This is a genomic window from Micromonospora sp. NPDC004551, assembly GCF_040609975.1.
Lineage (GTDB): Bacteria > Actinomycetota > Actinomycetes > Mycobacteriales > Micromonosporaceae > Micromonospora.
The window spans coordinates 1-26,354 of sequence record NZ_JBEXLM010000043.1 but is presented as its reverse complement, the minus strand read 5'-3'; the positions used below and the strand labels follow the sequence as shown (position 1 = coordinate 26,354).

At 72.8% G+C, this 26,354-nt stretch carries 21 protein-coding genes; 14 read left to right on the top strand and 7 right to left on the bottom strand.

Annotated features, from left to right (window positions below):
• Positions 1–39 precede the first annotated feature (39 nt).
• From ABZW14_RS31435 to ABZW14_RS31425, 3 genes are all read left to right on the top strand, one after another.
• Complete coding sequence (locus ABZW14_RS31435; protein ID WP_355353874.1) at positions 40–1,677, top strand: ABC-F family ATP-binding cassette domain-containing protein; 1,638 nt, start codon at positions 40–42, stop codon at positions 1,675–1,677.
• A 38-nt stretch (positions 1,678–1,715) separates the two neighbouring features.
• On the top strand, positions 1,716–2,033 hold the full coding sequence (locus ABZW14_RS31430) for a hypothetical protein (RefSeq protein ID WP_091317692.1): 318 nt from the start codon (positions 1,716–1,718) through the stop codon (positions 2,031–2,033).
• Positions 2,034–2,146: 113 nt separating this feature from the next.
• Positions 2,147–2,872: a methyltransferase domain-containing protein gene (locus ABZW14_RS31425; RefSeq protein WP_355353871.1), complete on the top strand. Its 726-nt coding sequence runs from the start codon at positions 2,147–2,149 to the stop codon at positions 2,870–2,872.
• A 72-nt stretch (positions 2,873–2,944) separates the two neighbouring features.
• Here ABZW14_RS31425 and ABZW14_RS31420 read toward each other — a convergent pair whose 3' ends face one another.
• Positions 2,945–3,952, bottom strand: a complete 1,008-nt coding sequence (locus ABZW14_RS31420; RefSeq protein ID WP_355353868.1) for a LacI family DNA-binding transcriptional regulator — start codon at positions 3,950–3,952, stop codon at positions 2,945–2,947.
• 152 nt (positions 3,953–4,104) lie between these two features.
• Here ABZW14_RS31420 and ABZW14_RS31415 point away from each other — a divergent pair, with 152 nt between their 5' ends.
• From ABZW14_RS31415 to ABZW14_RS31395, 5 genes are read left to right on the top strand one after another with little or no spacing between them, the layout of a single operon-like run.
• Positions 4,105–5,616, top strand: a complete 1,512-nt coding sequence (locus ABZW14_RS31415; RefSeq protein WP_355353865.1) for an alpha-N-arabinofuranosidase — start codon at positions 4,105–4,107, stop codon at positions 5,614–5,616.
• A 38-nt stretch (positions 5,617–5,654) separates the two neighbouring features.
• A complete protein-coding gene (locus tag ABZW14_RS31410) occupies positions 5,655–6,986 on the top strand; it encodes an ABC transporter substrate-binding protein (protein ID WP_355353862.1) in 1,332 nt (443 codons plus the stop codon).
• Between the two features lie 6 nt (positions 6,987–6,992).
• Positions 6,993–7,955 (top strand): sugar ABC transporter permease, encoded by a 963-nt coding sequence (locus tag ABZW14_RS31405; protein WP_355353859.1) that lies wholly within the window; start codon positions 6,993–6,995, stop codon positions 7,953–7,955.
• 10 nt (positions 7,956–7,965) lie between these two features.
• Entirely contained in the window at positions 7,966–8,790 is an 825-nt protein-coding gene (locus tag ABZW14_RS31400; RefSeq protein WP_355353856.1) for a carbohydrate ABC transporter permease, read from the top strand.
• Positions 8,787–9,800: a glycoside hydrolase family 43 protein gene (locus ABZW14_RS31395; protein ID WP_355353853.1), complete on the top strand. Its 1,014-nt coding sequence runs from the start codon at positions 8,787–8,789 to the stop codon at positions 9,798–9,800. Before ABZW14_RS31400 ends, ABZW14_RS31395 begins: the two co-directional genes overlap by 4 nt.
• A gap of 47 nt (positions 9,801–9,847) precedes the next feature.
• On the opposite strand, the gene ABZW14_RS31390 is transcribed toward ABZW14_RS31395, so the two are convergent.
• On the bottom strand, positions 9,848–11,341 hold the full coding sequence (locus ABZW14_RS31390) for an amino acid permease (RefSeq protein WP_355353850.1): 1,494 nt from the start codon (positions 11,339–11,341) through the stop codon (positions 9,848–9,850).
• Between the two features lie 307 nt (positions 11,342–11,648).
• On the opposite strand from ABZW14_RS31390, the gene ABZW14_RS31385 reads away from it, so the two are divergent.
• Positions 11,649–13,304 carry a family 10 glycosylhydrolase gene (locus tag ABZW14_RS31385; protein WP_355353847.1) on the top strand — a complete coding sequence of 552 codons (1,656 nt, stop codon included), beginning with the start codon at positions 11,649–11,651 and terminating at the stop codon, positions 13,302–13,304.
• A gap of 51 nt (positions 13,305–13,355) precedes the next feature.
• On the opposite strand, the gene ABZW14_RS31380 is transcribed toward ABZW14_RS31385, so the two are convergent.
• Complete coding sequence (locus tag ABZW14_RS31380) at positions 13,356–14,042, bottom strand: class I SAM-dependent methyltransferase (RefSeq protein ID WP_355353844.1); 687 nt, start codon at positions 14,040–14,042, stop codon at positions 13,356–13,358.
• 166 nt (positions 14,043–14,208) lie between these two features.
• A complete protein-coding gene (locus tag ABZW14_RS31375; protein ID WP_355353841.1) occupies positions 14,209–14,865 on the bottom strand; it encodes a PadR family transcriptional regulator in 657 nt (218 codons plus the stop codon).
• A gap of 176 nt (positions 14,866–15,041) precedes the next feature.
• Here ABZW14_RS31375 and ABZW14_RS31370 point away from each other — a divergent pair, with 176 nt between their 5' ends.
• Positions 15,042–15,581: a phospholipase gene (locus ABZW14_RS31370; protein ID WP_355353838.1), complete on the top strand. Its 540-nt coding sequence runs from the start codon at positions 15,042–15,044 to the stop codon at positions 15,579–15,581.
• An 80-nt stretch (positions 15,582–15,661) separates the two neighbouring features.
• On the opposite strand, the gene ABZW14_RS31365 is transcribed toward ABZW14_RS31370, so the two are convergent.
• Positions 15,662–18,460: an adenylate/guanylate cyclase domain-containing protein gene (locus tag ABZW14_RS31365; RefSeq protein ID WP_355353835.1), complete on the bottom strand. Its 2,799-nt coding sequence runs from the start codon at positions 18,458–18,460 to the stop codon at positions 15,662–15,664.
• A 148-nt stretch (positions 18,461–18,608) separates the two neighbouring features.
• Positions 18,609–18,830, bottom strand: coding sequence for a zinc ribbon domain-containing protein (locus ABZW14_RS31360; RefSeq protein WP_355353832.1), 222 nt, complete (start codon positions 18,828–18,830; stop codon positions 18,609–18,611).
• Between the two features lie 56 nt (positions 18,831–18,886).
• Here ABZW14_RS31360 and ABZW14_RS31355 point away from each other — a divergent pair, with 56 nt between their 5' ends.
• The 3 genes from ABZW14_RS31355 (at position 18,887) to ABZW14_RS31345 (ending at position 24,569) form a co-directional block, all read left to right on the top strand.
• Positions 18,887–20,113 (top strand): lytic murein transglycosylase, encoded by a 1,227-nt coding sequence (locus ABZW14_RS31355; RefSeq protein ID WP_355353922.1) that lies wholly within the window; start codon positions 18,887–18,889, stop codon positions 20,111–20,113.
• Between the two features lie 72 nt (positions 20,114–20,185).
• On the top strand, positions 20,186–21,202 hold the full coding sequence (locus ABZW14_RS31350) for a GNAT family N-acetyltransferase (protein ID WP_355353920.1): 1,017 nt from the start codon (positions 20,186–20,188) through the stop codon (positions 21,200–21,202).
• Positions 21,203–21,296: 94 nt separating this feature from the next.
• Complete coding sequence (locus tag ABZW14_RS31345; protein WP_355353829.1) at positions 21,297–24,569, top strand: lamin tail domain-containing protein; 3,273 nt, start codon at positions 21,297–21,299, stop codon at positions 24,567–24,569.
• Between the two features lie 32 nt (positions 24,570–24,601).
• Here ABZW14_RS31345 and ABZW14_RS31340 read toward each other — a convergent pair whose 3' ends face one another.
• Entirely contained in the window at positions 24,602–25,165 is a 564-nt protein-coding gene (locus tag ABZW14_RS31340) for a helix-turn-helix domain-containing protein (protein WP_355353826.1), read from the bottom strand.
• A gap of 467 nt (positions 25,166–25,632) precedes the next feature.
• Between ABZW14_RS31340 and ABZW14_RS31335 the strand changes: the two genes are divergently transcribed.
• A complete protein-coding gene (locus ABZW14_RS31335; protein WP_355353823.1) occupies positions 25,633–26,166 on the top strand; it encodes a sigma-70 family RNA polymerase sigma factor in 534 nt (177 codons plus the stop codon).
• Positions 26,167–26,354: the final 188 nt, after the last annotated feature.

Here is a 26,354-nt window from a genome sequence, read left to right as displayed (position 1 = left end):
GGTCATCCGATTCGCCGCGCCGGTAGGCTCGATCCCCTCATGAGCGCCACATTGATCGCCAAGGACCTCACCGCCGGGCACGGCGACCGTCTCCTCTTCACCGACCTGGACCTGGTGGTCGCACCGGGCGACGTGGTCGGGCTGGTCGGGGTCAACGGTGCCGGCAAGTCCACGCTGTTGCGTACCCTCGCCGGCCTCCAGCCGCTGGAGCAGGGCTCGGTGGCGTTGAATCCGCCCACCGCCACCGTCGGCTACCTGCCGCAGGAGCCGGAGCGCCGGCCGGGCGAGACGGTTCGCCACTTCCTGGCCCGCCGCACCGGCGTGACCACGGCGCAGGCGGCGCTGGACGCCGCCACCGAGGCGCTGACCGCCGGGGCCCCGGGCGCGGACGACGCCTACGGCACGGCGCTGGAGCGGTGGCTGGACCTGGGCGGGGCCGACCTGGACGAGCGGGCCGAGCAGGTGGCCGCCGAGCTGGGTCTCCACGTCGACCTGGACCACCCGATGACGGGCCTCTCCGGCGGTCAGGCGGCCCGGGCCGGGCTGGCCTCGCTGCTGCTCAGCCGGTACGACGTCTTCCTGCTCGACGAGCCCACCAACGACCTGGACCTGGCCGGCCTGGACCGGCTGGAACGCTTCGTCACCGGGCTGCGCGCCGGCACGGTGCTGGTCAGCCACGACCGGGAGTTCCTCACCCGCACGGTCACCCGGATCGTGGAGCTGGACCTGCACCAGGGCCAGGTCAACCACTTCGGCGGCGGCTACGCGGCCTACCTGGAGGAGCGCGAGGTGGCCCGGCGGCACGCCCGCGAGGAGTACGAGGAGTACGCCGGCACCCGGGCGCAACTGGAGGCGCGGGCCCGGACCCAGCGGTCCTGGATGGAGAAGGGCGTGAAGAACGCCCGCCGCAAGGCCACCGACAACGACAAGATCGGCCGCAAGTTCCGGTCCGAGTCCAGCGAGAAGCAGGCCGCCAAGGCCCGGCAGACCGAGCGGTTGATCGAGCGGCTGGAGGTGGTCGAGGAGCCGCGCAAGGAGTGGGAGCTGCGGATGGAGATCGCCGCCGCGCCCCGCGCCGGCGCCGTCGTGGCCGCGCTCCGGGGCGCCGTGGTACGCCGCGGCGACTTCGCCCTCGGCCCGGTGGACCTCCAGATCGACTGGGCCGACCGGGTGGCGATCACCGGGGCGAACGGCTCCGGCAAGAGCACCCTGCTGGCCGCGCTGCTCGGCCGGCTGCCGCTCGACGAGGGGCACGCCGCGCTCGGCCCGGGTGTGGTGGTGGGCGAGGTGGACCAGGCCCGGGGGCTCTTCCTCGGCGACCAGCCCCTGCTGGACGCGTTCGGCGCCGCCGTACCCGAGCTGAGCCCGGCGGACGTGCGGACGCTGCTGGCCAAGTTCGGCCTCCGGGCCGACCATGTGCTGCGGCCCGCGGCCACCCTCTCCCCCGGCGAGCGCACGCGGGCCGCGCTGGCCCTGCTCCAGGGGCGCGGGGTGAACCTGCTGGTGCTCGACGAGCCGACCAACCACCTGGACCTGCCGGCGATCGAGCAGCTCGAATCGGCCCTGGCCGGCTACCCGGGAACCCTGCTGCTGGTGACCCACGACCGGCGGATGCTGGACGCGGTGAGCGTGAACCGGCGGCTCCGCGTAGCGGACGGACGGATCGCCGAAGACTGATCCGTGCCGACCCGGTCGCGCGGGGTGAGAATGACCCCATGCTCAAGTGGGAGTACGCGCTGCTGGTCCGCCGCCGCCAGGCCGCCACCACCGACATCGGGTGGGAGGTCGTCTTCATCTGGTACGGCCCGGACGGCTCCATGATCGACGTCACGCCGTACGGCGACACCGCGCTGGCCCACCTGAACCGGGCCGGCGACCAGGGCTGGGAACTGGTCGCGATGAGCGAGGACCCGTCCCTGCCCGGCAACAACGAGTTGCACCGCTACCACCTGAAACGGCCGAAGGCGGCCGCCCCGCAGCCGCGCCAGCGGATGCGCGGCTCCCGCACCGCCCGCCGCACGATCGCCGGCTGACCCCCGCACCAGCGCAGCGAACCGGCGGCCGGGCTCGGGCTCGGGCTCGGGCTCGGGCTCGTGAGGCATATCGGGCGGTGATGCGGGTATCGCGCCGCCCGGGAGGTGGGCGCATGGTGGCGGTGGGGCAATCCGCACTCTCCGGCGAGCGGCTGCGGGAGGTCGACGGCTTCCTCGCCGAGGCGTGGGCCGATCAGGCCCGGCACGACGAGCGGCTGCGCGGGCTGACCGTGGAGGTGCGCTTCGACCGGGGCGTCGCCCACCTCGACGGCGCGGTCTCCGACCCGGCCCAGCTGCGGCTGGTCCGGGACCTCGTGGGCCGGCTCGACGGGGTGCTGGGCGTCTGGTGTCGGGTGAGCGTCGCCGGCCGGGCGCCGGTGGTGGTGGACCTGGGCTGCGGGGCGACCAAGCAGTGGCCGGGAAACCTGGGTCTGGACATCTACCCGGCGCCCGGAGTGAACGCGGTGGCCGACCTGTCGGCCTCGCTGCCGCTGGCCGACGACTCGGTGGACGTGCTCTTCGCGGTGCACATCCTGGAGCACCTGATCGACTTCCTGCCGCTGCTGGACGAGTGCCACCGGGCGCTGCGCCCGGGCGGCGTGCTGCACGTGATGAGCCCGTGGTGGCGGCACGTGAACGCGGTCGCCGACCCGACCCACGTGCGCCTGCTGGACGTACAGACCTTCAAGGGCATCTGCGGTCAGCGCCCGCCCGGCACCCCGCGCTGGTACCCGCTGCACGTGGGCTGCGACGGCGCCTCGATCTTCGCCGACCTGACCCCTCTCCCGCCCGACGCCCCCGCCCCGGCATCTTCCCACCTGGCCCGCTTCTTCGACTGACCCGCGCGCCCTCCCTGTTGATCATGAGGTTTGCGGCACTTCAGGAGATCGACTTCGCCGCCAGCCCCATGATCAACCTTGTGGGGCGGACTCGCGGAGGGCCAGGCGGTGGGGGGCCACCAGTTCCCGGGGCGGGGCGTCCGGGTCGGAGGTCAGGCGGTTGGCCAGGAGCTCGACCGCCAGGCGGGCGATGCGCTCCTTGTCGGGGGCCACCGTGCTCAGGGTGGGGATGGAGAAGCGGCCGTCCTCGATGTCGTCGAAGCCGGCCACCGCAACGTCGTCGGGCACCCGCAGGCCGGCCTCGTGCAGGGCGCGCAGCGCACCGAGGGCCAGGGTGTCGTTGAAGCAGAAGACGGCGTCGGGGCGTACCCCGGTGGAGAGCAGGTGCCGCATGGCGGCCGCGCCGTCCGCGCGGTGCCAGGCCGGCGCGGGCGCCACCAGGCGGTCGTCGTAGGCGATGCCGGCGTCGGCCAGCGCGGCGGTGTAGCCGGCCAAGCGGAGCCGGGCGCTGGCCCCCTCGGGCGTGCGCTGCGAGCCGATGGCGGCGATCCGGCGGCGACCGAGCCCGACCAGGTGGGCGGTGATCTCCCGGGCGGCGGCCACGTTGTCGACCACGACGTGGTCGGCGGGGCCGTGGTCGACGCGCTCGCCGAGCAGCACCATGGGCATGCCGTCGAGGCCGGCGAGGTCGTCGGCGGTGAGCGCGAGCGGGCTGAAGATCAGACCGTCGATCATGTGGTCGCCGATACCGCTGGCGGCCTTGCGTTCCTGCTCCGGGCCGCCGCCGGTCTGGTCGATCAGCACCGTCCAGCCGTGACCGGCGGCGGCGGAGACCACGTGCCGGGCCAGTTCGGCGAAGTAGGGGATGTCCAGCTCGGGCACGGCCAGGGCGATCACCCCGGTGCGCCCCTTGCGCAGGTTGCGGGCCGAGAGGTTGGGGCGGTAGTTGAGCTCGGCGATGGCCGCCTCGACCCGCGCGCGAGTGTCCGCTCGGACGTGCTGGTAGCCGTTGACCACGTTGGAGACGGTCTTCACCGACACGCCGGCCCGTTCCGCGACGTCCTTGAGCCTGTGCCGCACTGGACTTCCCTCCCGGGTGACTGCTCGGGCGCACTCTACCGCGTCACGACGCCGTAACGATCCCTTTACATCGCTGCTTACAACGTTGTACAAACCAGGGACACGAGTGACCGAGGTCACCCGGGGACAGCACTGAGGAAAGGGTGGCACCCGTGCCGAACGCGCAGCTCACGATCGACCCGACCTTCACCGTCGGCGCGGCCGACCGCCGCCTCTTCGGTTCGTTCGTCGAGCACATGGGTCGCTGCGTCTACGGCGGCGTCTATGAGCCCGGCCATCCGAACGCCGACCCGCGCGGCTTCCGGCGGGACGTGCTGGAGCTGACCCGCGAGCTGGGCGTCTCGGTGGTCCGCTACCCGGGCGGCAACTTCGTCTCCGGCTACCGCTGGGAGGACGGCGTGGGCCCGGTCGGGGACCGTCCCCGCCGGCTCGACCTGGCCTGGAAGACCATCGAGACCAACGCGTTCGGGCTGAACGAGTTCATGACCTGGGCGGCCGAGGCCGGCGTCGAGCCGATGATGGCGGTCAACCTCGGCACCCGCGGCGTCCAGGAGGCATGCGACCTGCTGGAGTACGCCAACCACCCGGGCGGCACCCAGCTGTCCGACCTGCGCCGCAAGCACGGCGCCGAGGAACCGTACGGGGTCCGGCTCTGGTGCCTCGGCAACGAGCTGGACGGCCCGTGGCAGGTCGGCCACAAGACGGCCGACGAGTACGGCCGGCTCGCCGCCGAGACCGCCCGCGCCATGAAGATGATCGACCCCTCGATCAGCCTGGTCGCCTGCGGCAGCTCCAACCGGGGGATGCCGACCTTCGCCTCCTGGGAGGCGACCGTGCTGGAGCACACCTACGAGCACGTCGACTACATCTCGGCCCACACCTACTACGACCCGTCCGACGGCGACCGGGCCAGCATCCTGGCCTCGGCCGTGGACATGGACAACTTCATCCGCGAGGTGGTCGCCACCGCCGACCACGTGGCCGCCAAGCAGCGGCAGAAGCGCAAGCTGAAGATCTCCTTCGACGAGTGGAACGTCTGGTACCAGTCCCGCCTCCAGGCCGACCTGGACCGGCGCGGCTGGGTCGAGGCCCCGGCCCTCATCGAGGACGACTACAACGCCGTCGACGCCGTGGTGGTGGGCGATCTGCTGATCACCCTGCTCCGGCACGCCGACCGGGTCGGGGTGGCCTGCCAGGCGCAGCTCGCCAACGTGATCGCGCCGATCCGCACCCGCAACGGCGGGCCGGCCTGGCGGCAGAGCATCTTCCACCCGTTCGCCCTGACCGCCCGGCACGCGCGGGGCACCGTGCTGCGCACCGAGCCGGTCGGCCCGACGTACGAGACGAAGCGGTACGGCGAGGTGCCGGTGCTGGACACCGTGGCCGTGCACGACGAGGAGAGCGGTGAGCTGGCCGTCTTCGCGGTCAACCGCGGCCCGAACGAGCTCCCGCTCGACCTGGACCTGCGCGGGCTGCCCGGCCTGCGAGCCGCCGGACACACCACCCTCGCGGCCGGCGCCGATCCGGCCGCCACGAACACCGAGGCGGAGCCCGAGCGGGTGACGCCTCGGGAGGTCACCACCCCCACCCTCGACGGCGGCCGGTGCTCTGTGGCGCTGCCCGCCTGCTCCTGGAACCTGCTGCGCTTCACGCCTCAGCCGTGACCAGGCAATACTGCATCCCGTCCCCCCAAGGAGTACGCATGATCCAGAACGAGATGAGCCGGCGTCGCCTGCTCGGCCTCGGCGTCGGGCTCGGCGCGGCGGCCACGCTGACGCTGGCCGGCTGCGGCGGCGGCAGCAGCACCAAGGGGTCCACGGCGGCCGGCAACGGCGGCAAGGACTACACCGGCCCGAAGGTCGACCTGAAGCTCTGGAACGGTTTCACCGGCGGCGACGGCGACATCTTCAAGAAGCTGGTCGAGCAGTTCAACAGCGAGCACCAGAACATCGCCGTCAGCGTCATCACGTACGAGTGGCAGGACTACTACAGCAAGCTGCCCGGTGCGGTCACCAGCGGCAACGGCCCGGACATCGCGGTCATGCACATGGACCAGCTCGCCACCTTCGCCGCCCGCGGCGTGATCACCGAGCTCGACGACGTGGCCAAGGCCCTGGAGCTGAGCGAGGGCGACTTCGCGCCGACCGTCTGGAAGGGCGGCATCTACCACGACAAGCGGTACGGCATCCCGCTGGACATGCACCCGCTGGGCCTCTACTACAACAAGGGGGTCATGCAGAAGGCCGGGCTGGACCCGAACAAGCCGCCGACCACGAAGGACGAATACACGGCCGCGCTCACCGAGCTGAAGAAGTCGGGCATCCAGGGCTTCTGGGTCAGCCCGTTCCAGTTCACCGGCGGCATGACCTTCTACAGCCTGCTGCACCAGTGGGGCGGGACGCTGTTCGACGGTGAGGTGGCGAAGGCGACCTTCAACTCGGACCCGGCCGTCGAGGCGTGCACCTGGCTGGTCGACATGATCAAGCAGGGCTTCTCCCCCGCCAACGTCGGCCAGGACGCCGACTACCTGGCGCTCAAGAGCGGCAAGAACGCCTTCAACTGGAACGGCATCTGGCAGATCAACGACCTGAAGAAGAGCCCCTCGGTGCAGTGGGGCGTCGCCCCGCTGCCGCAGATCGGCAGCCAGAAGGCCGCCTGGGCGAACTCGCACAACTTCACGATCGTCAAGCAGCGCAGCGCCGACAACAACAAGGTCTCCGGGGCGAAGGTCTTCATCAACTGGCTCAGCCAGCACTCCCTCGACTGGGCCAAGGGCGGCCAGATCCCGGCCCGCAAGGCGGTCCGCGAGGGCGCCGAGTTCAAGGCCCTGCCGGAGATCAGCTCGCTCGCGCCCGAGCTGGAGTACGCCGCCTTCCCGCCGGCCGCGCCGGGCCTCGGTGAGGTCATGACCACCTTCTACAACGCCTTCAACGAGGCGGCGCTCGGCAAGAAGTCGCCGAAGCAGGCGATGGACGACGGCGTGGCAAAGGCGAACAAGCAGCTCGAGGACAACCGCAAGAAGTACGGGAGCTGATCCGCCGTGGCGGACGTGATCGAGGTCGGGGCGGCGCGTGATGACGCGCCGCCCCCGGCGGGCCGCCCCCGCCGCCGGGGCGCGACGGAACGGGGGCACCGGGCGACGCCCTACCTCTTCCTCGCGCCGTACCTGGTTCTCTTCCTGGTCTTCGGGCTGGCGCCGATCGTGTTCGGCGTCTGGATCAGCCTGCACCAGTGGGACCTGCAGCTGCCGAACCGGCCGTTCGTCGGGCTGGAGAACTACCGCGACCTGTTCTCCAGCGACTCGGCCGACTACGCGGACTGGTGGTCCAGCGTCCGGGCGACCGCGATCTTCACCGTGCTGTCGGTGCCGCTGCTGGTGGTCGTCCCGCTGGGCCTGGCCCTGCTGCTGAACGAGAAGTTCCCCGGCCGGACGTTCTTCCGGGCCGCCTTCTTCGCCCCGTACGTGCTCGGCGTCGCGGTCATCGGCCTGCTCTGGCGCTTCCTGCTGGACGCGAACCTGGGCCTGGTCAACCGGCTGCTGGGCGCGGTCGGGCTGCCCGCGGACACCCCCTGGGTGACCGACGTGCCGTGGGCCTGGGTCTCCCTGGTCGGCGTGACGGTCTGGTGGACCTGCGGCTTCAACGCGGTGATCTACCTGGCCGGCCTCCAGGACATCCCGGCCGAGCTGTACGAGGCGGCGAAGGTCGACGGCGCGAACGCCTGGGACCGGTTCCGCCACGTCACCCTTCCCGGGCTGCGCCCGGTGCTGCTCTTCGTGCTCACCACGACGATCCTCGCCTCGGCGAACGTCTTCGGGCAGTCCTTCCTCATCACGCAGGGCGCGCCGGGCGAGCAGACCCGGACCGTGGTCTGGCGGATCGTCGACGAGGGGCTGCGCAACTACGACGTCGGTCAGGCGTCCGCGATGAGCGTGCTCTTCGCGCTGCTGCTGGCGGTCGTCAGCATCGTCAACTTCCGGCTGTTCCGCTACCGGGAAGACTGAGGGGGCGACCATGACGAACGTGCGCCGGGCGGTGCGCTACGCCACGCTGCTCCTGATCACCGCGGTGTTCGTGACCCCGCTGGTCTGGATGGCCCTGACCTCGCTGAAGACGTACGACGACGCGCAGCAGGACCCGCCGAGCTGGCTGCCGAACCCGTTCTCCACCTACGGCTACGACCAGATCCTCGGCAACACCGCCAACCCGGTGCTGCGCTGGTTCCTCAACAGCATGCTCGCCGCCGGCCTACACACGCTGCTGGTGCTGGTGACCGCGTCGATGGCCGCGTACGCCCTGGCCCGGCTGCGGTTCCGGGGGCGGAGGGTGAGCTTCGCGCTGATCGTCGGGACGCTGTTCCTGCCCCCGACCTCGTTGATCATCCCGAACTTCGTGATCGCCGACCGGCTGGGCTGGCTCGACACCCTCACGGTGATCGTCGTGCCGGGCGCCGCCAGCGCGTTCGGGGTCTTCTTCCTGCGCCAGTTCTTCCTCTCCATCCCGGCCGAGCTGGAGGAGGCGGCCGTGCTGGACGGGGCGAACCACTGGCAGGTCTTCTCCCGGGTGCTGCTGCCGCTGTCGAAGCCGGCGCTGGCCACCCTGGCGGTGCTGTCGTTCCTGACCAACTGGAACGACTTCCTGTGGCCGGTCTACGTGCTGTTCAGCCCGGAGCGGCTGACCCTGCCGGCCGGCCTGGGCCTGCTTCAGGGCGCCTACGTGACCGACTATCCGGTGATCATGGCGGGGGCGGTGCTGGCCAGCGTGCCGGTGCTGATCCTCTTCGTGCTCGCCCAGCGGCACATCATCCAGGGCGTGTCCCGCAGCGGCCTGAAGGGATGACCGACCGGCGGATACGGCGACGCGGCGCGGCGGCCGTGGCCGCCGCGCTGCTCGTCGCCGGTTGCGGCAGCGGAGGAACCCCGTCGAGTACGCCGGAGGGCGCACACGTGTACACCAACCCGGTCATTCGGACCGATGCCCCCGACCCGCAGGCGATCCGGGTCGCGGACACCTGGTACCTGTTCCACACCAACTCCGGCGGCCGGAACGTCCCGGTGCTCACCTCGCCCGACCTGGTCGAGTGGACCGACGCCGGTGACGCCCTGCCCGCGCTGCCGCCCTGGGCCGACGCCGGGAAGACCTGGGCGCCGGAGGTCATCCAGCTCGCCCCGGCCCGCTTCGCCCTCTACTACACGGTGGCCGACCGGGACTCCGGCCGGCAGTGCCTCGGCCGGGCGGTGGCGAGCACCCCGCTCGGGCCGTACCGGGACGACGCGGCGGGGCCACTGGTCTGCCAGGCGGAGCTGGGTGGCTCGATCGACGCCAGCCCGTACCGGGACACCGACGGGAGCCTCTGGCTGCTCTGGAAGAACGACGGCAACGCCATCGGGGTGGACACCTGGCTCTGGTCGCAGCGCCTCTCGCCCGACGGGCTGCGGCTGGTCGGCGCGCCGACGAAGCTGCTCAAGCAGACCGAGCCCTGGGAGGGCACGCTGATCGAGGGCCCGTTCTTCCACCGGCACGACGGGAAGCTGCTGCTCTTCTTCGCCGCCAACGCCTACGACCGGGCCACCTACGCCGAGGGCTACGCGGTCTGCGAGGGCCCCACCGGGCCGTGCGTGAAGGCCGCGGAGAACCCGATCCTCGCGTCGAACGCGGTGGCCTCCGGCCCGGGCCACGCGTCGATGGTCGAGAAGGACGGCCGCACCTGGCTGCTGTACCACGCCTGGCCGCCCGGCCAGGAGGGCAGCACCGACCCGGGCCGCCAGGTCTGGCTCGACGAGGTGGTCTGGACCGACGGCCGCCCGGTGGTGAAGGGCCCGACCGCGGAGCCCCAGCCGCGCCCGTGAGCGCGAAGGAGGGGCCCCCTCCCGCCGGTATCCCTCCTTCGCGCGGGTCAGCGGACGGCGGGCGCCGGTTCCTCCGTGGCCGCCTCGCGGCGGGCCAGGCGGTTCTTCCGGTAGCCGTAGCCGAAGTAGATGAGCGCGCCGAGCAGCATCCAGGCGAGGAACCGGATCCAGGTCTCCACCGACAGGTTCAACATCAGGTAGAGGCAGGCCAGCGCGGACACGACCGGCAGCACCGGCGAGAACGGCACCTTGAACGGCCGCGTGAGGTCCGGGCGCCGCCGGCGCAGGATCGGTACCGCGATCGAGACCAGCACGAACGCGCAGAGCGCGCCGATGCTGACCAGGTCGGCCAGCGCGGAGAGCGGCAGGAAGCCGGCCAGCAGGGCCACGCCGATCGTCATGATCGCCGAGATCCGGTACGGGGTGCCCCAGCGCGGGTGGATCTTGGCGATCGACGGCGGGATGAGCCCGTCCCGGCCGATGGCGAAGCCGATCCGGCCCATGGCGACCAGGTCGACCAGGATCACGCTGGTCAGGCCCGCGACGGCGGCGATGGAGACCAGGACGGCGGCCCAGTTGGCGCCGACCGCCTCGAAGGCGGAGGCGATCGGGGCGCCCTCGTCGATGTCGGTGTAGCGCACCATGCCGACCAGGACGAGCGAGACGCCGATGTACAGCACGGTGGAGATGCCCAGCGTGCCGAGCAGGCCCAGCGGCAGGTCGCGGCGGGGCTTGCGGGTCTCCTCGCCGAGGTTCGCCACGGCCTCGAAACCGGTGTACGCGAAGAACACCACCGCGGCGGCGGTCAGCACCCCGGCGAAGCCGAAGACGGACGGCTCCAGCCCGAAGAGGGCCTGGGTGACCGGCTGCCGGATGCCGTCCTCGCCACCCCCGGCCGGCTCGGCGGTCGGGACGAACGGGCTGAGGTTGGCGGCCTTCACGAAGAACAGCCCGGCGACCACGATGAAGACGCAGATGGCGACCTTCACGAGGACCAGCAGGTTGGTCACCCGGGCGGACTCGCGGATGCCGACGATGCCGATGGCGCCGAGGATCAGCACGATGGCGATCGCGCCGAGGTTGACCACGCTGCCCTCCTCGGCGAACCAGGCGCTGGGCAGGCCGAAGAGCTGGGCGAGGTAGCCGGACCAGCCGCGGGCCACCACCGCCGAGCCGAGCGCGAACTCCAGCAGCAGGTCCCATCCGATGATCCAGGCGACGATCTCGCCCATGGTCGCGTACGCGTAGGTGTAGGCGCTGCCGGCGGTCGGCACGCTGGACGCCAGCTCGGCGTAGCAGAGGGCGGCGAGCAGCGCGACCACGCCGGCGATCGCGAACGAGATCACCACACCGGGGCCGGCGTGGTTCTTCGCCTCGATACCGGTGAGCGTGAAGATGCCGGTGCCGATCACGATGCCGATGCCGAAGCCCATGAGGTCGATCGCGCCGAGGCGGCGACGCAGCCCGGGCCGGCCGTCCTCGCCGTCGGCGTCACCCTGGGCGAGCACGTCCCGGATCGGTTTCGTCCGCAGGACGGACATGATCACCTCCCACCGAGCGACCACCACGGTGGCGGTCCGTGACCGGGCAAGCTACCCAGGCGCTTCACCGGCCAATCCGATACGCGTGGTGTCGGACGGGTCACTCACCGGACTGTGGCCCGGTTCACCCTCGGACGTTCGGCCCCACCTGCGCATCGATCCGCCCCCAGGTCTTGCGCGGTGTCCGGATTGATGAAAGTTTTCTACCGGGGACAGTTACTGTGCGGCGAATCTTGCCGGATGCGCCGCACGTCCGCCGCCAATCCGACACCGCCCCCTGTGAGCCCCAACGAAGGGACCGCACCGCATGAAGGCAACTCGGCTCGGAGCCGCCGGGCTGGCCGTGGCCCTGCTCGGCGCGCTCGTCGCCGGCACACCCGCGAGCGCCGCGGAGAGCAGCACGGCGACCGACTCCACCGCGACCACCTGCGTCACCGACCCGGCCGTCCCGAAGCGGCAGTTCCGGGCCATGTGGATCGCCTCGGTGACGAACATCGACTGGCCCAGCAAGGACTCCTGGACCGCGCCGGACCAGGTCGCCAAGCAGAAGGCCGAATACCTGGCCTGGCTCGACCTGGCACAGAAGCTCAACCACAACGCCGTCGTGGTCCAGGTCCGCCCGACCGCCGACGCGTTCTGGCCCTCCGAGGTCGAGCCCTGGTCGGAGTACCTGACCGGCGTCCGTGGCCAGAATCCGGGCTGGGACCCGCTGGCCTTCCTCGTCGAGGAGTCGCACAAGCGGAACCTGGAGTTCCACGCCTGGATGAACCCGTACCGGGTCTCCATGCCGGCTCCCGGCGGCGCGGGCGCCGACATCTCGAAGCTCGCCCCGAACCACCCGGTGCGCCAGCACCCGGACTGGGTGTTCGCCTACCCGCCCGCCGGGGTCGCCGGCAGCCGGCTCTACTACAACCCCGGCATCCCCGCGGTCCGCGAGTTCGTGCAGACCGCGATGATGGACGCGGTCAAGCGGTACGACATCGACGGCGTGCACTTCGACGACTACTTCTACCCGTACCCGAGCGGCACGTACCAGTACCCGGACGACGCCACCTTCGCCCAGTACAACCGGGGCTTCACGGACAAGGCCGACTGGCGGCGGGACAACATCAACCTGCTGATCCAGGAGATGAACGCCAAGATCAAGTCGGTCAAGCCGTGGGTGAAGTTCGGCGTCAGCCCGTTCGGCATCTGGCGCAACAAGTCGGCCGACCCGAACGGCTCGGACACCACGGGCTCGCAGTCGTACGACATCATCTCCGCCGACACCCGCAAGTGGGTCAAGGAGGAGTGGATCGACTACATCGTGCCGCAGCTCTACTGGTACATCGGCCAGTACCCGGCCGCCGACTACGCCCGGCTCGTGCCGTGGTGGGCGGAGACCGTGCGGGGCACCGACGTCCAGCTCTACATCGGGCAGGCCGACTACAAGAGCGGTGACCCGGCGTACGGCTCGTTCTGGATGAACCCGCAGGAGCTGTCGAACCACCTGACGCTCAACCGGTCGTACCCGGAGGTGCTCGGCAACGTGCACTTCTCCGCGGTGCAGGTGCGGGCGAACCGGCTCGGCGCCACCGACATCTACGCGGCCGAGCACTACTCCCGGCCTTCGCTGGTGCCGGCCATGTCGCAGCTCCCCTCCAAGCCGCTGCTCTCCCCGGTGGTGATCGGCGCCGACCGGCAGGCCGACGGCGTGCGGCTGACCTGGCGGCAGCCGGCCGACGGCAAGGGCCCGTTCGGCACGGCCACGTCGTACGCGATCTACCGGTTCGACGGCGCCGGCCTGGCCGACCGCTGCGACTTCGCCGACGCGTCCCACCTGGTCGCCACCGTCCGTGCGGACGGCGACGTGCAGTCCTGGGTGGACACCACGGCGACGGACGGCGCGCACACCTACTACGTGACCGCGCTGGACCGGGTCTGGAACGAGAGCCCGGCGAGCCCGCCGCGCTTCGTGCGCTGACCCGCACGACAAGGGACGCCCGGGGCTCGTGCCCCGGGCGTCCCGGCGTTCTCAGGCCGCCCTGTGCAGCCGCACCTCCAGCCCGACCAGCCCCTCCCGGTCCACCTCGGCGCCGCCGAAGGCGCTCTCCGCGGCGAGCCGGGCGAACACGTCGGCGGTGACCGCCCGCCGCCGCAGCATCCGCAGCGCCGAGCGGGTCCAGAAGGCGTCCAGCCCGCCCAGCCCCATCCGGGCCACCTCCCGCTCGATGTCCTCCGGTGCGACGTCGGCGCGCAGGTCGTGGATCACCGCCCGGCCGCCCGGCCGGAGCACCCGGTGCACCTCGTCCAGCGCCCGTACCGGGCGGACGAAGTTCTTGAACGCGGCCTGGCAGACCACCAGGTCGAACGAGCCCGCCGGGAACGGCAGCTCGTGCACGTCACCCTGGCGGAAGGTCACCTCGACGCCGGCGCGCCGGGCCGCCTCCCCCGCCAGCTCCACGAACGTACGGCTGACGTCCAGCCCGGTGATCCGGTACGCCCCCAGCCGGGCCAGCTCGATCGCCAGGTAGCCCGGGCCGGGCGCCACCTCCAGCACCGCCGCCCCGGCGGGCAGTCCCTCGGCCAGCCGGGCGGCCTGCCGCCGGTACTCGGCCAGTTGTGCGGCGGAGCCGCGATTCCGGGCGTACCAGCGGGCGGTCCGCCCCTCCATCTCGGGCAGCAGCTTGCGCTTGGGCGCGCGCAGGTCCTTCGTGCTCATCTCTTCCTCCGGTCTCGGGTCGTGTCGGGCACGAACCGGCCCGGGGACGGGAGCCCGGTTATCGTTGCGGTTGCCACCTTGCGGCCGGGTTGCCGTTCCCGCGGTCTCGGTTCGAGAGGTCAGGACCCCGGCGGCGGTGTTCCCGCACCCCCGCCGGGGTCCGCTGTCAGTGCGGCTCGGTCCCCCTTTCCGTCAGGTCCGCCAGGTCCGCCCACTCCGGCGGCACCGCGCCGGTCTCGTGCCAGGCCCGCCACTCGGCCAGCCCCGGCAGCGCGCCGGTGGTCAACTCGTCGAGCAGGCCGCGCACCCAGGTCGCCTCGGCCTGCCGGACGGCCAGGTCGTACTCGGCCTCGATGAGGAAGACCCGGGGCACCTCGCGGGCGTGCCCGGCCAGCGCCGCCCGCTGCGCTGCGAGCTGACCCTCCAGCCGGTCGAGGCGCAGCCGCAGCAGGTCGAGAGCCTCGTCGGGCGCCAGGACGCCGAGCACCGAGAGGCCGGCCTCGAACCGGGGCTGCTCCCGCTCCGGGACGGCGACCAGCTCCCGCGTCCAGTCGACGAGCTCCGCGCGCCCGGCCTCGGTGATGCGGTAGACGGTCCGCTCCGGGCGCCGCCCCTGCCGGGCGCTCTCCACCGCCGCCACGAGGCCGTGCCGCTCGAGGTTCGCCACCACCGTGTAGAGCGAGCCCCACTTGATCGGCATGTCCTGGTCCTTGCCGCGGGCGCGCAGCACGGCGGCGATCTCGTAGGGGTGGCGGGGCCGCTCGACCAGCGCCGCGAGCACGGCGAGGGCCAGCAGGTTGCCGACCGGGCGTCGCTTCGCCACCGCCGCCTCCTCGTCACCGATTACTCGTAGGCGAGTATACGGCCGAGGGCGTCACCGACCAAGGCATTCGTCTGTTTCGACGCATGTCACCAACACGTCGCCCGCGGCATCGCTCACGGATCCCCAGTTGATCGAAAATCATCGACATCTGACCCACACCCCCCGGGGAGGTACCGGTGTCCCGACGACTCACCACCCTGCTCGCCGCCGGCACGATCGCCCTGCTCACCGCCATCGGCGTGGCCACCCCCGCCGCCGCCGCGGTGAGCACCGAACAGAAGCTCGCCGTGCTTTCCAGCTGGACCCAAACCAGCGCCACCAGTTACAACGCCTGGAACGCCGGCCGGCTGAACAAGGCCGCCTGGACCGAGTACGCCTTCGACTGGTCGACCGACTACTGCTCGTCCAGCCCCGACAACCCGCTCGGGTTCAACTTCAGCCTCTCCTGCTACCGGCACGACTTCGGCTACCGCAACTACAAGGCGATGGGCCGCTTCTCGGCCAACAAGTCCCGCCTGGACAGCGCCTTCTACGAGGACCTGAAGCGGGTCTGCGCCACCTACAACTCGATCGTGCGGCCCGCCTGCTACAGCCTCGCCTGGACCTACTACCAGGCGGTCAGCGTCTTCGGCTCGGTCGCCGCGGTGCAACAGGCCGACCTGGACCGCGCCGCCCGCATGAAGGCGAGCGCCGAACGCGCCGCCGCCCGGCACTGACCCCCGCCCCCTCGTTCGTCCCCACGTCGACCAAGAGGTTCGCGTCGCCGGAGGCCCGGATCACGACGCGAACCTCTTGGTCAACTCGCCGTGGAGCGGCGCGGGGCGGGCGTGGTGAAGCGGGGCGAGTCGGGAGCGCTCAGGTCGGGGTGTTCGAGATCCAGAGCCAGGGCGGCGGCCTCCTCCAGACGGAGGGCGGCACCGGTGCCGTAGGCGGTGTCGAACGCCGAGTCGCCGAGGGCGCGCCGCAGATCCGTCTGGCGGGCCAGCCAGTAGGGGCCGTAGATGCCCGGGGTGGCCCGCAGGCTGGCCCGGGTGGCCTGGGCCGCGCCGAAGAGCCGGGCCGCCGTCACCGGCTCACCGCCCAGCGCGCAGCGCACCGCGATCGCGTTCACCGTGTCGCACGCCCGGCCCAGGTAGCCGTGGCTCATCCGTGAGCGGAGCGCCACCAGCAGGTGCTCGTGCGCGGCGACCAGGTCGCCCCGGGCCAGCGCCACCAGGCCCAGCAGCATGTCGACCGAGCGGCGGCCCCGCTCCACCGGGCGGGCCGCCTCCACCGGGCGGGCCGCGCCGAGCACCTCGGCCGCCTCGTCCAGCGCGCCCCGCCGCCAGAGCAGCTCGGCCAGGTTGTACACGGCGAGCAGCGCGTCGGAGACCACGTCCTGGTCGTACGCCCAGTCGATGACCTCCCGGCAGACCCGTTCCGCCTCGACGAACTGTCCCATGTCGACCAGCGGTGCGGCCCGGCCCGCCAGCACCCGGGCGAGCAACCCCAGGTCGCCGGCCTGCCGGGCGGCCGCCTCGGCCCGCTGCGAGTAGCGCAGCTCCTCGGCGAACTCGCCGTCGGCCCCGGCGTGCAACGAGTGCATGTGGTACGCCGCCGCCAGCTCGGCCTCCGGGATGGGCTCCCCCGTCTCGGCGATCCGCCCGTAGAGCCGGAACAGCCAGAGGCGCCCCTCCCGGGCCAGCCCCCGCTCCCGCCACCACTGGTCCAGCCCGCCCGCCAGCCGCAGACCGGAGCGGGCGCTGCCACCGGTGGCGCACCACCGCAGCGCGGCCCGCAACTCCCCGGCGAGCGGGTCGAGCGCGTACAGGGAGAGGGTGACCGGGCGGCCGTCCGGGCCCAGGTGGGCGCGTTCCAGTGCGTGCCGGGACCAGGCGACGTGCCGGTCCCGGGCGGTCTGCTCCTCACCGGCCCCGATGAGCCGCCGGGCCGCGTACGCCCGGATCGGGTCCAGCATCCGGTAGGTGCTGCCCGAGGCGTGCGGCTCGGCCAGCACCATCGACTTGTCCACCAGCACCGACAGCGGGTCGAGCGGGTCGTCGTCGAGCAGCCACTGCACGGTCGGCAGGTCCACCGGGCCGGCGAAGACGGCCAGCCAGCGCAGCAGCCGGGCCGAGCGCGCACCCAGCGTCCGGTACGACCAGGTGACCGTGGCCTGCATGGTCAGGTGCCGCTCGCTCGCCGAGCGCTGCACCGCCCGGCTGGTCGGGGTGGCCGGAGCGGCCCCGGTCGCGGCGGCCACCAGGTCGACCGTGTCCTGCTGGTTGCCGGTCCAGCCGGCCTCCACGGCGGGCGGCTCCAGCTCCTCCCGCCCGGCGTCCAGCGTGCCCAGCATGTCGTCGAGGCGCTCGGCGAGCTGCCCGGCGGAGAGGACCCGCAGCCGTGCGGCGGCCAGCTCGATGGCGAGCGGCAGCCCGTCCAGCCGGCGGACCACCCGGCGCAGGTCGGCCTGCTCGGCGGGCTCCGGCGTCCGGCCGCCCCGGGCCGCCGTGGTGCGGGCCAGCAGGAGGGCCACCGCATCGCTCGCCCCGCCGTCCGGGCCCGGGTCCACCGAGAGCGGCGGGATGCGCCACACCACCTCGCCGGGCACGCCGAACGACTCGCGGCTGGTGGCCAGCACCCGCACGCCCCGGCCACCGGCCAGCAGCCGGGAGATGACCTCGGCCGAGGCGGCCGGCTGCGCGTCGCAGGTGTCCAGCACGACCAGCATCCGCCGGGCCGCCGCGTACTCGACGAGGGTGTCCACCATGGGGCGGCCGGGCTCCGGGCGGAGCCCGAGCACGGCGGCGATCTCGAACGCGACCAGCCCCGGATCGGTCACCGCGGCGACGTCGACGAACCACACCCCGTCCGGGTACGCCTCGACCACGCCGGAGGCCAGCTCCACGGCCAGCCGCGTCTTGCCGGCACCGCCCGCGCCCAGCACGGTCACCAGCCGGTACGTCTCGACCAGCCGCCGCAGCTCGGCCCGCTCGGCCTGCCGGCCGACGAACGAGGTGACCTGGGTGGGCAGGTTGTGCGCCACCGCGTCGGCGGTACGCGGCCGCGGGAAACTGCGCTCCAGGCCGGGCGCGACGAGCTGGAACAGCCGTTCCCGGTCGTCGAAGCCGCGCAGCCGGTGCAGGCCGAGGTCCAGAAGGGACGCCCCGTCGGGCAGCGGATCGGCGTGCCGGGCGGTCGCGGCCGAGCAGAGCACCTGTCCACCGTGGGCGGCGGCGGCCACCCGGGCGGCCCGGTGCACCTCGGGGCTGGCGTACTCGCCGTCGCGGGGTTCGGCGTAGCCGGTGTGCAGCCCCATCCGCACCCGGGGCGCGGCCTCCGGGGTGGGCCAGTCGTGGCCGGCCAGCGCGCGTTGCGCGGTGAGGCAGGCGTGCACCGCCGCGGCCGCGTCCGGGAAGGCGAGGAAGAACGAGTCGCCCTCGGTCAGCAGCTCCGCCCCGTCCGTGCCGGCCAGCGTGTGGCGCAGCAGCCGGCGGTGTTCCCGCAGCACCGGGCGGTAGCCCGGACCGAGCAGCTGGGCCAGTCGCGTGGAGCCCTCGATGTCGGTGAAGACGAAGGTCACCCAACCGCTCGGGAGGTCGATCCGTGGCGACATGCGTGGAACCTCCGCCCCGTGACGTCGGCTTCATGCTGCCCTATGGTCACGCGGTCACGCATCGTGAGAACGGCCGGGCAGATCCCGACTCAAGGTGCCAAAGGATCACACGGCCGGCAGGCCGGATCGGCCGCCGGGCCGAGGGCGGTCAGCAGCCGCAGGCACCGCCGCAGCAGCCGCCCCCGCTCGGGGCGGACGCCCCGCCGACGGGGCCGGACCCGCCCCGGCCGGTGACGGCGACGGTGGAGAGCAGCTTCACGGTGTCGGCGTGTCCCTGAGGGCAGGAGGCCGGCTGGCCGGCCTCGGCCATCGGGCGGTTGACCTCGAAGGTGTCGCCGCAGGCGCGGCAGCGGAACTCGTAGCGGGGCATGCCATCAGCGTACGGCCGGACCTGACGCCCCGGCAGTCATGGGTGATACTCGACGGGTGGTGGACGGCGAGCAGCGATCGACGGTTCGACCCCTGCGACCGGCCGCGCCGCCCGACGGTGGCTCCGGCCCCGTCCCCCGCCCTCGCCGCGACGCCGCGAGCGACCCGGCCACCGGGCCGATCGGCTCCCCGGCGGAGTCAGCACGCTCGAAGGTGGAGCCGGCGGATCCGAAGCCGGGCGACGCGAAGGCGGAGCCGGGGGGTGCCGAGGCGGAGCCCGTCGAGGCGACGGCGGAGCCGGGCGGTGCGCAGGCCGGTCGTCGGCGGCGGGTGCCCTTCGCGCACGCGGTCCGGATGCCGCCGCGGCAGCTCGCCGCCGGCGCGGCCCGGGCCACCCGCGCCTGGTCGCGCCGTCCCAGCGGGCGTACCACCGTGCCCGGGCTCTTCCTGCTCGCCCTGGTCGCGGCCACCGCTGCCGCCGGCGCGCTGCTGGTGCCCGCGGCGGTCCGCAAGCCGCAGCCGGTTGCCGTCGACGCCACCACGAACGCCCCGGTCCATGGCGTGCCCCAGACCGGCGCGGTGCCCGGGGCGACCAGCGGGCCGGTGGTCCCCGGCGCGACCGGGCTGCCGGGCACCCTCGGCCCGACCGGCACGGCCACCCCAGGCGGCAACACGCCGACCGGCCCGGTCGCCGGCCCGGGAGTCCCCGGGCGCCCGGCCGACGCGCTCGCCGGCTGGGCGCAGCGGATCAGCGCCACCACCCGCATCCCGCCGGTCGCCCTGCAGGCGTACGGCTACGCCGAGCTGGTGCTCGCCCAGACCAACCGCAGCTGCCAGCTGAGCTGGACCACGCTGGCCGCGATCGGCTACGTCGAGTCCCGCCACGGGTCGTACGACAACGCCACCCTTCGGCCGGACGGCGTGGCCGTGCCGGAGATCCTCGGCGCGCCGCTGGACGGGCAGGGCGGCCGCTCCCGGATCCTCGACACCGACCAGGGGCAGCTCGACCACGACCCGGTCTACGACAAGGCGCTCGGCCCGATGCAGTTCATCCCGAGCACCTGGCAGCAGATCGGTGCGGACGCCGACAACGACGGCGTCAAGAATCCCCACGACATCGACGACGCGGCCCTGGCCGCCGGCCGCTACCTCTGCCAGGGCGGCCGGAACATGAGCATCCCGGGCGACTGGTGGGGCGCCATCCTCTCCTACAACGATGTACGCCGCTACGCACAGGACGTCTTCGACAAGGCCGACGAATACGGACGCTTGAGCGGCACGTGACGTGACCGGTTGCATACATTCGCGGACTTGACCCTTCCCCCGGGCTGCTGTTGACGGCAAGCTAGACAGGTGATGGTGCGCGAGTGGGACCCTCGGACCGCGTCGTCCGCCGAGATCGCGTCGCTGCTGGACACGCTGAACGCGGTGCTGGCGGCCGACCTGCCGCAGGATCCGCCCTGGCGGGAGAGTTCCCTGCGGGAATACCTCTCCGAGGTCATGCCGGGTGAGCGCCGGATCTCCTGGGTCGCCCAGGCCGACCCGGCCCCCGACGGCACGCCGGGCCCGATCCTCGGCCACGTGAACGTGCTGCTGCTCGGCGGCATCGGCGTGCTCGAGGTGCTGGTGCACCCCACGGCCCGGCGCAGCCGCCTCGGCCGCGAGCTGGTCCGGGTGGCCGCCCGCCGGGTCTGGGACGAGGGCTTCCAGTCGATCGGCGTGGAGGTGGTCGGCGACACCCCGGCCGTGGCGTTCTACGAGGCGCTCGGCTTCACGAGGGAATACGTCGAGACCCGCAGCGTGCTCGACCTGGGCGCGGTCGAGTGGCCGGTGCTCGCCGAGATGGCCACCGAGGTGGGCGCCGGCTACCACGTCGAGTTCTGCCCCGGCGGGCCGCCCGACGACCTCATCGAGGCGTACGCGCGGGCCAAGGCCGAGGTGCGCGACGTGGACGACGGCGAGCTGCGGCCCAGCTCCTACGACCCGGAGCGGCTGCGGGACAGCCTCGACACGCTGCACCGGCGGGGCATGAAGCCGTACATCGTGCTGGCCCTGCACGAGCAGACCGGGGAGGTGGCCGGGCTGACCGAGGTGGTGGTGCCGGCGCAGCACCCGACCCGGGCCGACCAGTACGACACCATCGTGGTCCGCGACCACCGGGGCTACGGCATCGACCGGGCCATCAAGGCCCGGATGCTGCTGGAGCTGCGCTCCGCCGAGCCGGAGCTGGCCGAGGTGCAGACCTGGAACGCGCAGGCCAACGAGGCGATGCTGAAGGTCAACGCGGAGCTGGGCTACCGGCCCGACCGGGACTGGTGCGAATACGGCGTGGACGTGGCCGAGCTGGTGCACCGGCTCGACAGCCAGCGCTGACGGATATTCATCAAACGGCTGCCCGGGGGATGGACGGCGGACCGGAACGCCACTTAACGTGCGTTAGTTCCTGTCCACCCATCGTGGAGGCTCCATGCGCACGCGCCGCACCTTCGCCGCGCTCGCGACCACCGCCGCTGTCTCCGTCACGGCCATCGGTATCGCACCCCCCGCGGCCAGCGCCGCGCCCACCGACCTGTTCATCTCCGAGTACGTCGAGGGCTCGTCCAACAACAAGGCCGTCGAGCTCTTCAACGGCACCGGCGCGCCGATCGACCTGGCCGCCGCCGGCTACCAGCTCCAGCTCTTCTTCAACGGCGCCACCACCTCGACGAACGTGCCGCTGACCGGCACGGTCGCCACCGGTGACGTCTTCGTCTTCGCCGCCTCGACGGCCGCGCCGGCGATCCTCGCGCAGGCCGACCAGACCTACGGCGGCTCGCTCTACAACGGCGACGACGCGATCGTGCTGCGCAAGGGCACGACGGTCATCGACTCGATCGGCCAGGTCGGCGTCGACCCGGGCACCGAGTGGGGCACCGGGCTCACCAGCACGGCCGACAACACGCTGCGCCGGCTCCCCTCGGTGAGCGCCGGTGACACCGACCCGACGAACGCCTTCGACCCGGCCGTGCAGTGGGAGGGCTTCGCCACCGACACCTTCGACGGGCTGGGCAGCCACCGCATCGACGACGGCGGCCCGGTCGACCAGGCGCCGACGCTGACCTGCGGCGGCACGCTGACCGTCGAGGCGGGCGCCACCGCGACCCGCCAGGTCACCGCCACCGACGCCGACGACACCGTCACCGACCTCGCGGTCACCGCGGTCACTCCGGCGCCGGCCAGCGGCTCGATCAGCCGTACCGCGTTCACCCCGGCCACCGCGGCCGGCGGCACGGCCACCGCCACGCTGACCGCCACCGGCCTGCCGGCCGGCGCCTACTCGGTCACCGTGACCTCGACCGACGCCGAGGGCGGCACCGCGACCTGCACGCTGACCGTGCAGGCCACCGCCGTGCTGTCGGTGGGTGAGGTGCAGGGCCGCACCGCTGACGACGAGGACGGCCGCACCGACCGGTCGCCGTTCGCCCCGGCCAGCGGCAACGGCACCAGCTCGATGCTCTACGACGTGCGCGGCGTGATCACCCAGAAGTCGCTGACCCGCACCTCGGCCGGCGCCGACCAGTGGGGCTTCTACCTCCAGAGCCGCACCGGCACCGAGGACGGCGACGCGCTCACCTCGGACGGCATCTTCGTCTTCATGGGCTCGTTCACCACGCTGATCGGCGGCTACGCCCCGACCGTCGGTGACGAGGTGGTGCTGCGCGGCCGGGTCTCCGAGTACTTCAACCAGACCCAGCTCTCCAGCGCCTCCCTCGTGCGCAAGCTCGACTCCGGGCTGAACGTGGACACCGCCGTCCGGGTGGACGACGCGCTGCCGCCGGCCGACGCCGCCGCGGCCGGCCTGTTCTGGGAGCGGCACGAGGGCGAGCGGATGCGGGTCCGCTCCGGCAGCGGGGTCTCCGCCCCGCGGCACATCTTCGCGTCCACCCTGGACTCCGAGGTCTACGTGCTGGACCGGGAGGACCCGATCATGAAGCGGTCCGACCCGTACGCCCGCCGGGTGTTCCGGGACGCGCACCCGCTGGACGACATCCCGGGCACGCTCTTCGACAACGGCAACTACCAGCGCATCCTGCTGGGCGCCGGTGGCGTGAAGGCGACCGCCGCGGACTCGACCGCGCTGCTGCCCGAGGCCCGCACCTTCGACACGCTGACCGAGGACGCCTTCGGCGCCATCTCGTACGCGTTCAGCAAGTACAGCGTGCAGCCCGAGCAGCTCACGCTGACCGGCGGCGCGGACCCGGCGGAGAACAACCCGCCGCAGCCGGCCGACCGGAGCGGCGAGGTCGCGGTCGCCACCTACAACGTGGAGAACCTGTACGACTACCGGGACGACCCGTTCGACGGCTGCGACTTCACCGGCAACTCGGGCTGCCCGGGCGTGAGCCCGCCGTTCGACTACGTGCCGGCCAGCGAGGCGGCGTACACGGAGAAGCTGGGCGTGCAGGCGCGGCAGATCACCGGCGCCCTGCACAGCCCGGACCTGGTGCTCGTGCAGGAGGCCGAGGACCAGGACATCTGCACGGTGGCCGACGGGAAGCTGGTCTGCGGCGACACGAACAACGCCGACGGCGCGCCGGACACCGTGCAGGAGCTGGCGCTGGCCATCGCAGCCGCCGGCGGTCCCGCCTACGCGGCGGCGTACGACCGGACCGGCGCGGACGCCCGGGGCATCGCCTCGGCGTTCCTCTACCGCACCGACCGGCTGACGCTGGCTGAGGCGAGCGCCGCCGACCCGGTGCTGGGTTCGACGCCGACCGTGCAGTACCGCTCGGCGGCCCTGCCGTCGAACGCGGACGTGCAGAACCCGAAGGGGTTCAACGCCGTGCTGCCGGCCGACGTGGACCGCTCGACCGGGGTGGACGGCAGCAACGTCTACACCCGGGCCGTCCAGCTGGCCAAGTTCACCGTGGCGGCGGCGCCCGGCTCGCCGGAGCACTTCACGCTGTGGGCGGCCACCAACCACTTCTCGTCCGGCCCGGACACCCGAGTCGGGCAGCGGCGGGAGCAGGCCGCGTACGGGGCGGCGCTGGTGCAGGCCGTCGAGGCGGCCGACCCGAACGCCCGGGTGGTCTACGGCGGCGACCTGAACGTGTTCCCGCGCCCGGATGACCCGATCGCCACGGCCGCGAACCCGACGCCGTCGGACCAGCTCGCCCCGCTGTACCAGGCCGGCCTGCACAACCTCTGGGACGACCTGGTGGCGGACGTGCCGGCGGCGGCGTACTCGTACACCTACGACGGCCAGGCGCAGACGCTGGACAACCTCTTCGTCAACGACCCGATGCACGAGGACCTGGTGCAGGTACGCACGGCGCACATCAACGCCGACTACCCCACCGACGCCGAGGGCCTGGGTGACCGAGGGGCCAGCGACCACGACCCGCAGGTGGCGAGGTTCCGCTCCCGCGCGTCGCTGAGCGTCTCCGACGCGGCGGTGGACGAGGGCGACAAGGGCGACACCACCATGACGTTCACGGTGACCGTCTCCCGGCCGCTCTCGGCGCCGGCCCTGATCTGCGCCACCACCTACGGCACCACGGCGCAGGCCGGGTCGGACTACGACCCGTACGTGGGCTGCAAGACCCTGGCCGCCGGCCAGACCTCGCTGACCTTCCCGGTGACCGTACGCGGTGACCGGAAGCGCGAGGCGGACGAGCAGCTCACGCTCTACGTGGCGGGCGTGCCGGGCCTCCGGCTCGCCGACGTGACCGGCATCGGCACCATCCGCAACGACGACTGACAGCGGTACCGCGAAGCGGCCCGCCGCCCGGCTCACCAGCCGAGCGGCGGGCCGTTGCGATATCCGCACCGCTGAGGGTCGGGCGGCGGAGGCACGCCCCGGTACTTGGCCACCCGCACCTCCCACTGGCTGCGCCGGCGGAGGGCGTCGCGGTATGCCCGGTCCCGGTAGAAGGTCTCCGGCGGGCGGGCCAGCCCGTAAAGATCGGCCCACCACTCCCCCGGCTCCGGATCGGCGATCACGTCCAGGTGGGACGGGTATCGGCGCTCGGCGCCGTCGCGCAGGTCGTCGCGGTCCCGCATCGGCGCGAGGACACGGCCGAACTCGTCGACCACGGCGAGACGGAACCCGGCCACGCCGATGATGCGACGCAGCATGGCGATGCTCGGGGTGAGCGTGCCGGCCTCGATCCTCCCGATGGTCGTCGGATGGACTCGGGCGACTCGGGCGAGTTCCCGCTGGCTGACGTCGGCCCGGCGGCGGACCGCGCGGACGATGCCCGGGGCGGGCCAGGGGATGTCGAATGGCTCGGTGAGCATCGTGCGCGGCTCGACAGGTTCATCGGCCGGCTCGTCAGGAGTCAACGGGGTGCTCATGAGCCCACGCTCTTCTCACGCACCCGAACGCGGCAACCCCGGCCGTTCCGGCTGTGGACGACCGAGGTGCCTGTGGACAGTGCACCGCTTTCCGATGAGCTGCGGCACCCCCGGTCCCGAGTCCCGAGGCCGGAGACCGTGACCGAGCAGGAAAGGGGCGGGGCGTCACTCAGCGTGGCTCGGCTTGACTGCCCGTCAGGGCGATTCCCGCCAACGAAGTCCCTGTATCGGGACAGAGGAGGCACGCTCGCCCGGGCGCCCTCACCCCTCTCCACCCCGCTTTGCTCTGCAGCCACATGGGCACCGGACACGGAAGGTTGCCGCTGCGCCGGTGGCTGCAGAGCAAAGCGTGCGTGGGTAAGGGTCGGGGTCATGAATACTCGGGACGCAGAGTGACTCTGAGCGCCAGCCGTTCCATCACCGCGATTACACGGGAACGAAACCCGCCTCCGGAACGTGTACCGGACATGGGAAGCCACCCGTCGGCACCGCCCGGTCCGCCGGACGTGCTGCCGCGCGACCGCGCCACGTCCTCGCACCTGCCGTTCGAGCAGTTCTACCGGGACCACGTGGATCGCATCCACCGTGCGCTCGCGCTGGCCGTCGGGGACACCGCGGTGGCCCGGGAGGCGACCGACGAGGCAATGGCCCGGGCGTACGCCCGCTGGGACCGGGTGCGCCGTCTGGACAACCCGGGCGGCTGGGTGTTCCGGGTCGGGCTGAACTGGGCCACCTCCTGGTGGCGGAAGGTGCGCCGGGAGCGGCCACCGGCCGACGACCGGCACCCGGCGACGGCCGCACCCGACCCGGCCGGGATGGCCGCCCGGTCGGCCCTGGAGCGGCTGCCCACCGGCCAGCGCACCGTGATCATCTGCCGGGTGCTGCTGGACCTCTCCACCGCCGAGACCGCCGCCGTGCTGGACCTGACCGAAGGCACCGTCCGGAGCCGCCTCTCGCGAGGACTGGCCGAACTGCGGGCCGTGCTCGCCGAGGAGGAGTGACCGTGGACGTCGTACCCGACGGTCTGGCCGAACTGGTCCACCGCGCCGCACGCGCGACCGCACCGTACCCGGCGGATCTGCCGGCGTTGCGCCGCCGGGCCCGGGCCCGGCGGGGCCCACCGGCCCCGCCGGGCCCGGGGGGGGGTAGGGAGAGGGGGGGGGTGGGGAAGAGGGGTGGTTGCCCGGGG

Coding starts and splice junctions, on each gene's coding strand:
- ABZW14_RS31435 (WP_355353874.1), top strand. CDS start 40: ATGAGCGCCACATTGATCGCCAAGGACCTCACCGCCGGGCACGGCGAC.
- ABZW14_RS31430 (WP_091317692.1), top strand. CDS start 1,716: ATGCTCAAGTGGGAGTACGCGCTGCTGGTCCGCCGCCGCCAGGCCGCC.
- ABZW14_RS31425 (WP_355353871.1), top strand. CDS start 2,147: ATGGTGGCGGTGGGGCAATCCGCACTCTCCGGCGAGCGGCTGCGGGAG.
- ABZW14_RS31410 (WP_355353862.1), top strand. CDS start 5,655: ATGATCCAGAACGAGATGAGCCGGCGTCGCCTGCTCGGCCTCGGCGTC.
- ABZW14_RS31400 (WP_355353856.1), top strand. CDS start 7,966: ATGACGAACGTGCGCCGGGCGGTGCGCTACGCCACGCTGCTCCTGATC.
- ABZW14_RS31395 (WP_355353853.1), top strand. CDS start 8,787: ATGACCGACCGGCGGATACGGCGACGCGGCGCGGCGGCCGTGGCCGCC.
- ABZW14_RS31390 (WP_355353850.1), bottom strand. CDS start 11,341: ATGTCCGTCCTGCGGACGAAACCGATCCGGGACGTGCTCGCCCAGGGT.
- ABZW14_RS31385 (WP_355353847.1), top strand. CDS start 11,649: ATGAAGGCAACTCGGCTCGGAGCCGCCGGGCTGGCCGTGGCCCTGCTC.
- ABZW14_RS31380 (WP_355353844.1), bottom strand. CDS start 14,042: ATGAGCACGAAGGACCTGCGCGCGCCCAAGCGCAAGCTGCTGCCCGAG.
- ABZW14_RS31365 (WP_355353835.1), bottom strand. CDS start 18,460: ATGTCGCCACGGATCGACCTCCCGAGCGGTTGGGTGACCTTCGTCTTC.
- ABZW14_RS31360 (WP_355353832.1), bottom strand. CDS start 18,830: ATGCCCCGCTACGAGTTCCGCTGCCGCGCCTGCGGCGACACCTTCGAG.
- ABZW14_RS31350 (WP_355353920.1), top strand. CDS start 20,186: ATGGTGCGCGAGTGGGACCCTCGGACCGCGTCGTCCGCCGAGATCGCG.
- ABZW14_RS31345 (WP_355353829.1), top strand. CDS start 21,297: ATGCGCACGCGCCGCACCTTCGCCGCGCTCGCGACCACCGCCGCTGTC.
- ABZW14_RS31340 (WP_355353826.1), bottom strand. CDS start 25,165: ATGAGCACCCCGTTGACTCCTGACGAGCCGGCCGATGAACCTGTCGAG.
- ABZW14_RS31335 (WP_355353823.1), top strand. CDS start 25,633: ATGGGAAGCCACCCGTCGGCACCGCCCGGTCCGCCGGACGTGCTGCCG.